Origin of the sequence: Nocardia sp. NPDC050799 (genome assembly GCF_040654015.1) — a bacterium.
In the GTDB taxonomy this organism is placed as follows: Bacteria; Actinomycetota; Actinomycetes; order Mycobacteriales; family Mycobacteriaceae; genus Nocardia.
On record NZ_JBFAHF010000079.1, the window covers coordinates 1 to 6,730 of the forward strand.

Annotated in this window: 5 protein-coding genes; 2 read left to right on the forward strand and 3 right to left on the reverse strand. The window is 71.5% G+C overall.

What is annotated here, in order from left to right; all coding sequences use genetic code 11:
• Positions 1 to 277: 277 nt before the first annotated feature.
• Positions 278 to 913, reverse strand: a complete 636-nt coding sequence (locus AB0H42_RS35205; RefSeq protein WP_357064097.1) for an NAD(P)-binding domain-containing protein — start codon at positions 911 to 913, stop codon at positions 278 to 280.
• A 97-nt stretch (positions 914 to 1,010) separates the two neighbouring features.
• Between AB0H42_RS35205 and AB0H42_RS35210 the strand changes: the two genes are divergently transcribed.
• Positions 1,011 to 1,391 carry a helix-turn-helix domain-containing protein gene (locus tag AB0H42_RS35210; protein WP_357064100.1) on the forward strand — a complete coding sequence of 127 codons (381 nt, stop codon included), beginning with the start codon at positions 1,011 to 1,013 and terminating at the stop codon, positions 1,389 to 1,391.
• Positions 1,392 to 1,409: 18 nt separating this feature from the next.
• Here the strand turns inward: AB0H42_RS35210 and AB0H42_RS35215 are convergent, their stop codons facing one another.
• A complete protein-coding gene (locus AB0H42_RS35215; RefSeq protein WP_357064103.1) occupies positions 1,410 to 2,081 on the reverse strand; it encodes a TetR/AcrR family transcriptional regulator in 672 nt (223 codons plus the stop codon).
• 120 nt (positions 2,082 to 2,201) lie between these two features.
• Between AB0H42_RS35215 and AB0H42_RS35220 the strand changes: the two genes are divergently transcribed.
• On the forward strand, positions 2,202 to 2,615 hold the full coding sequence (locus AB0H42_RS35220) for a Dabb family protein (protein WP_357064104.1): 414 nt from the start codon (positions 2,202 to 2,204) through the stop codon (positions 2,613 to 2,615).
• 184 nt (positions 2,616 to 2,799) lie between these two features.
• Here the strand turns inward: AB0H42_RS35220 and AB0H42_RS35225 are convergent, their stop codons facing one another.
• On the reverse strand, positions 2,800 to 6,639 hold the full coding sequence (locus tag AB0H42_RS35225) for an ABC transporter ATP-binding protein (RefSeq protein ID WP_357064107.1): 3,840 nt from the start codon (positions 6,637 to 6,639) through the stop codon (positions 2,800 to 2,802).
• Between the last annotated feature and the right edge of the window lie 91 nt (positions 6,640 to 6,730).

Here is a 6,730-nt window from a genome sequence, read left to right on the forward strand (position 1 = left end):
TCGGCGGAAAGGGCGGTGGCGGGGCTGGTAGTGGTCATTTCCGGTCCTTCGGGTCGGTCGCGCCGGGTCGGTAGCGCGTTCAACCGATACGACGGTGCGCCGCCGGAAGAGTCATCGCCGTCCACGAGAATTTTTCGGAACCGCCGATGTACTCGCCCAGGCTTCCACGGGTGCCGTCGACGATCGGCTCGCGGACGAACTCGTACGGGGGCCGGGCGAACACGCGGCACACCGGACGACCACACCGGGCGGCGGGGTCGCATGCGCGTGCCCGCATTCACGATCGCACCGGCGGCAGACCCGGCGCCACGGTCCGCGGATCGACTCCGGCGAACGCCAGCGTGATGAACAGCCCGGCCACCTCTTCGAGTTGCCGCGCCCGGGCCAGCGACCCCACCACGACGGGTTCCGCCCCGGCATCGCGCACCAGCGTTCCGGCCACGCGCAGCGCGTCCGGATCGTCCCCGCACAGGACAACGGTCGTCGCCGTACCGTCCGCACCCCACTGCGTGGACGGCACCAGATGGAAACCCTTCACCACCAGGCCACCCGGCGCCGCCGCGGCGATCCGCTCGGCATTCGATCCGCCCGGGGGGCCCAGCACCACGCCCACCCCGTGTTCGACCGGGTTGGTCGGGTCGATGATCGGTATCCCCGCCAGACCTCCGCCGCTGCCACCGGCGGCCGCCAGCACCGCGCCCGCCGCGTCCCAGGGCACCGCGAGCAGTACGGCGTCCGCTCCGCGTATCGCCTCCCGGGCCGGAGCCGGACGGGTCGCGCCGCCGAGCCGCCGGGCCAGCGCCGCCGCCTTCTCCGGAGACCGTCCCGCGACGGTGACCCGGTGCCCCGCCCGCACCCAGCATCCGCCCAGTGCTCCGGCCAGATGACCCGTTCCCAGAATCGCTATCCGCACCCTCGTCTCCTCCGTCGTCGCGAACCTGTGCGAGGGCTACCGTAGGGAGCGGGATACGCACCGATCGGTGCGTATCGGACCGCGATGCTGGTGGGCGATGACCGATAACCACGACCGCACCGACCCGATCGCCGACTGCCGGCTGCGGGGCGCGCTCGACCTGTTCGCCCACACCTGGGACCCGGTGATCCTCGCCGCCCTCGCCGACGGTCCCCGGCGACGCGTCGACTTGCGCACCGGGATCGGCGGCATCCGCGACAAAACGCTCACCGAGGCGCTGCGCCGGCTGCTCGGCCGCGGCCTGGTCGCCCGGCGACCCGACCCGGACGCGCCGCCCGGGGTGGAATACCGGCTGACCGAGCTGGGCGTCGGCCTGGTGGACGGGCCGTTGCGCGCCCTGGCCGCCTGGGTGCACGACCACGGCGACGAACTCCGGGTCCCCGAGGGCGCCGATCCGCCGCTGCGCCGTTCCCGCTGACCGTGCGCACAGCCGGACTCACCGCGGCCGAGGTGCACTTTCCGGCCGGCCGGCGGCGGGTCCATACGCCGCGAGGAATGTCCGGACCGCGGCGGTGGCGATCGCCCGGAGTTCGGCGGGCGGGACTTTGCGGGTGCCGTGGGCGGACCGGTTCTCCAGCGGACCGGTGAGCAGCGCGAGGAATTGTTCGGCCGCGGTGGCGGGGTCGGTGGTGCGCAATTTCCCGGACAGCGCGAGCAGTCCCAGGCGATCGGTGAGCGCGTCCAGGGTCGCGGTCGCCGTGCGTTCCCGGACGAGCATCACGAGATCGGGCAGCCGGTTGGCCTGCGCGGCGCTGAGCCGGCGCAGGGCGTGCGAGGTGTCCCCGGCGCAGATGCGCAGCAGCCGCCGGGCCGTATCCTCCAGCGCCGCGGTGAGGTCGGCGCCCGGATTGCGCAGGCGTTCCACCGCGGCCAGGCAGTCGGCGCCCACCCGATCGGCGGCCGTGACGAGCGCCTCCCGCAGCAGGCTCTCCTTATCGGTCAGGTGGTTGTAGACGGTCGGTTTGGCCACCCCGGCTTCGTCGGCGATCTCCCGGACGCAGGCCTGTTCGTAACCCAGCCGGGCGAATACGGCGAAGGCCGCGTCGAGAATCGCCCGCCGCTTATCGATCCGGCCGGTGACCGGGCCGTCCTCCACTCGCGCACGCACGCTCTCATAGTAACGCCCGCCCTCCATGATTGAACCCGCCAGTTCAAAGGTCCATACCGTTGACAATACTTGTCAGACCGTTAATCTGAACCTACTGGTTCAGATTTTGGAGGTACTCGAGTGATAGTCAACATCCTGCGGTTCAGCTTCAAAGACGGTGTCTCACCGGACGAGCAGGCCGGGGTACTGGAGCGGATGCGCCGGACCGCGAGCGTCGAATCGGTCGAATTCGGCGTGGTCGGCCGCGATATCGGTGACCCGCGCGACGGGTTCACCCACGCCTACACCGCCGCGGTCGCCGACCTCGCCGCGCTCGAGCGCTATCTGCACGATCCCGTCCACCTGGCCGGTGACCCGCGTATCTTCCCCTACATCGCCCGGCTGTCCGCCGTCCGCTTCTCCGATGATCCCGACCCCGACCTGACCGCGAAGGTCGAAGACCTGCACCTGCAGAAGGTGCGCACCTATCCGGAATGGGGCCGGATGCTCGCCGAGGTCGTGGACGGCACCATCGCCACCGAGGTCCCTTCCTGATTCGCGCCGCGAATACCCGGTAGTGGACGGCGAGGTTCCCCGCTCCACGGGGACACCGTGGTGTGGCTGCCGCGTCCGGCGCTCCCCGGGCGCGGCACAGCGGCCCCGCCGCCGGCAACGACTCGCCGCCGCCCCGGCGGCGGAGCGGCCGCCCGATGGCCGCCTCGAACCGGACGGCGGGCGATCAGCGCACCGCAGCCGAATCCTGCGCGCTCCGCTCCACATAGGCCGCCCACAGCGCGCGGTAGGCCCCGCCGTCGCGGGCCAGCAACTCGGTATGCGTCCCGACTTCCAGCAGCCGGCCGTCGCCGAGTACGACGATCAGATCCGCGTCCGCGGCGGTGGCCAGCCGGTGCGCCACCACGATCGTGGTCCGGCCGGCGGTGAGCACGTCGATCGCGGCCGCCACTTTCGCCTCGGTGCCCAGGTCCAGCGATGCCGTGGCTTCGTCGAGGATCAGGATGTCGGGGTCCACGAGCTGGGCGCGGGCCAGGGCGAGCAACTGACGCTGCCCCGCCGAGAGTCCGCGCCCGTGCTCACCGATGGGTTGCAGGTACCCGTGGTCCAGCGCGGCGATCATCTCGTGCGCGCCGACCGCCCGGGCCGCCCATTCGATCTCCGCCGGACTCGCCTCGGGTCTGCCGTAGGCGATGGCGTCGCGGACCGTATCGCCGAACAGGAAGGGTTCCTGCGGTACCACCCCCAGGCGTTTGCGGTAGTCGCGCAGGGCGTACCGGCGGATATCGACACCGTCGACCAGCACCTGCCCGGCGGTCGGATCGTAGAACCGGGCCAGCAACTTCACCAGCGTCGATTTACCGGCCCCCGTCTCCCCGACGAGCGCCACCCGCTGGCCCGCGGCGATCCGCAACCGCACTTCGCGCAATGCCGGGACGACCGCGGTCCGGGCGCCGGCGGTACGCGACGCGTAGGCGAAATCCACCGCCCGCATCTCGATCTCGCCGCGCAACGACCGCACCGGGCGCGGATCCGGGTCCTCCGGGGTGTCGACCGGGGTGCGCAGCAGTTCGCTCAGCCGGTCCACCCCGACCACGGCCTGCTGATAGCCGTCGAACACCTGCGACAGCTGCTGGATCGGGGAGAACAGCAGATCGATGTAGAGCAGGAAGGCGATCAGCGTGCCCGCGGTCACCGCGTCCTCGCGCACCTGGTGCACGCCGACCGCGAGGACCGCCGCGGTCGCGACCACGGACATGAACTCGATGAACGGGAAGAAGACCGCCATCAGCGTCTGGCTGCGCAACCGGGCGTCCCGGTAACTCCAGGACCGCCGCTCGAATTCGGCCTGGTTCACCGCTTCCCGGCGGTAGCTCTGGGTGACCTTGATGTTGTCGACATTCTCCTGCAGGTACGCGTTCACCACGCTGACCCGGTCGCGCGCCAGGTTGTAGGCGGGTACCGAGGCCCGGCGGAACAGCACCGTCGTCACCACGAGTACCGGCAGTGTCGCCAGCACCACCACGGCCAGTCCCGCGTCCACCACCAGCAACGCGACGACGACCCCGACGATGGTGATGGTGCTGGTCAGGGCGGTGGCCAGCCCGGTCTGCAGAAAACTGGACAGCCCGTCGACATCGCTGGTCATCCTGGTCATGATGCGACCGCCGAGTTCGCGTTCGTAGTACTGCAGGCCCAGCCGCTGCAATTGCGCGAAGGTCTTCACCCGCAGCCCGAACAGCAGCCGTTCCCCGGCGCGCCCGGTGACCCGCACCTGCGCCACCGCGATCACCCAGTCGACCGCCACCACCAGCAGGGTCAGTCCCGCCGCGACGAGCAGTACATCGCGCGCGCCCGCCAGCACACCGTGATCGATACCGTGGCGCACCAGGAACGGGATCAGGACCTGCGCCAGCGCGTCGATACCCACCAGCGCCAGCCCGGCCAGTAGCGGCCACGCGAACGGCCGCAGCAATCGCGGCAATGTGAAGCGCGGATCGGGGGTGTCCGAGAAGGATTCGAGCACCTCGGGGTCGTCGGTGATCACCGGTAGCCGGTCGATGAGCCGCGCGACATCACCGCTGGGCGGCGCGGCCGCCATCATCCCGCCCATGGCCGCGCCCCGCCCGATCCCGGTGGGCGCGCCGGCCGCGCGCTGCGCGAACGCCTTGGCGACCTGTTCGAGGGTGCGGGCGTCGTCGGTGTCGGCGTCCGGTTCCACCCAGAGCACAGGGGTCGGCACCCCCGGCCCTTCCGTGTCCCCGGCGGTCTCGAACTCGGCCGGGTCGGGCGGTGTGAACAGCGCCCGGAACAACTGTCCGCGGTCCCGCAGTTCGGCCGGCTCGCCCAGTTCGGCGACCCGGCCGCCGTCGAGCACCGCGACCCGGTCGGCCAGGGCCAGCGTGGACAGCCGATGCGCCACCACCAGGGTGGTCCGCCGCCGCACCTCGGCCGCGATCCGGGTGAAGATCAGCTCTTCGATCCGGGCGTCGATGGCGGAGGTGGCGTCGTCGAGTACCAGGATCGTTGCCTCGGTGAGCAGGGCCCGGGCCAGGGCGATGCGCTGGCGCTGACCGCCGGAGAGCCGCTGCCCGCGTTCCCCGATCCGGGTGTCCAGCCCGTCGGGGGTCGCGGCGACGAATTCGTCGGCGGCGGCCAGATGCAGCGCGTGCCAGATCTGCTCGTCCGCCGCCTCCGGGCGGCCGTAGGCGACATTGGCCCGGATGGTGTCGGCCATGAGGTGGGTGTCCTCGAAGACCATGGCCACCCGGGCCCGGGCGTCGGGCAGCTCCCGGATATCGATCCCGTCGAATCGCACACTGCCGGAGTCCGGGTCGAACAGGCGCGGTACCAGCTGCGCGAGCACGGATTTCCCACTGCCCGCGCCACCGGCCACGGCCACCGTCTCCCCGGGTTCGACGGTCAGATCCAGCCCGTCGAGCACCCGGTTGTCATCGAAGGCGAAACGCACATCCCGAAACTCGATCCGCGGCGGCGAGCCGGTCGCGCGCACTGCCGAACCGCCCGGGGCGGGCCGCGGCGGGGTGCCGGTCGTGCGCGCCGCCGGGCCGGTCGGCACGGGCCTCGCCGGTGCCGGTGCCTCGATCACCTCGCGGACCCGGTCCAGGGAGGCCCGGCCCTGCTGGCTGACGGTGAGCAACATGGAGAACTGCCGGACCGGGCCGACGAACGAACCGAGATAGGTCATGAACGCCAGGAAGGTACCCAGCGTGATCGAATGGCGCAGCGCCAGCAGCCCACCGACGATCAGCACCGCGGCCTGGCCCACCGCCGGGACGGCCTGCATGGCCGGGGTGAACCGGCTGGTGATCCGCGCGACCCGCAGCCGGGATCGGTAGAGCCGGGTCGCCCGCTCGCGCAATCCGTCGAGCTCGTGCCGCTCCTGTCCGAAACCCTTGACCACTCGCACGCCCGCGACAGCGGCCTCCACCTGCATGGCCACCTCCGCGGCGCGGGCCTGGGCGTCCCAGTTGGCCGGGAACAGTTCGCGCTGACTGCGCCGGGCGATCAGCCACAGCGCGGGCAGCACCAGCAGTGCGATCACCGTCAGCGGCGGCGACATCACCGCCATCAGCACCAGGGCAGCCACCAGCAGCACCAGGTTGCCGGACACCATCGGGATCAGCTGCAGGAACATCTGGATGAGCGTGACGTCGGTGATGGCACGACTCACGACCTGTCCGGTCCGCAGGCCCTCGCGGTCCCGCCCGTCCAGCCGCAGCAGCGAGGCGAACAGATCGCGCCGCAGATCGTGCTGAACCCCCAGCGACAGTTTGGACGAACTCACCCGGCGGGTGAACGAGGCGCCGAACCGCACCACCCCCAGCGCGAACAGCAGCAGCGCCCACGGCGCCACCGAATCGGCGGTCACCGTGAGCGTGTCCACGACGTGGCGCACCACCAGCGGTAGCGCCGCGGTGAGCACGGCCGCGGCGGCGGCTCCCGCGTAGGCCCCGAGCACCAGGCGGCGGTGCACGAGACATCGGCGGGCCAGATAACGCAGCCAGCCGATATCGTCCGCGGCGGCGGGCCCGGCCGCGGGCAACCAGCACTCTGAATTGCATGACAGAGATCCCGACGCTACCGGCCAGGGCTCCGACCAACCGGGCCATGGCCGCCACCCTGCGGCTGTGGCG

Bases quoted from the DNA above. Each gene is read 5' to 3' on its own strand.
- AB0H42_RS35210 (WP_357064100.1), top strand. From the start codon at position 1,011: ATGACCGATAACCACGACCGCACCGACCCGATCGCCGACTGCCGGCTG.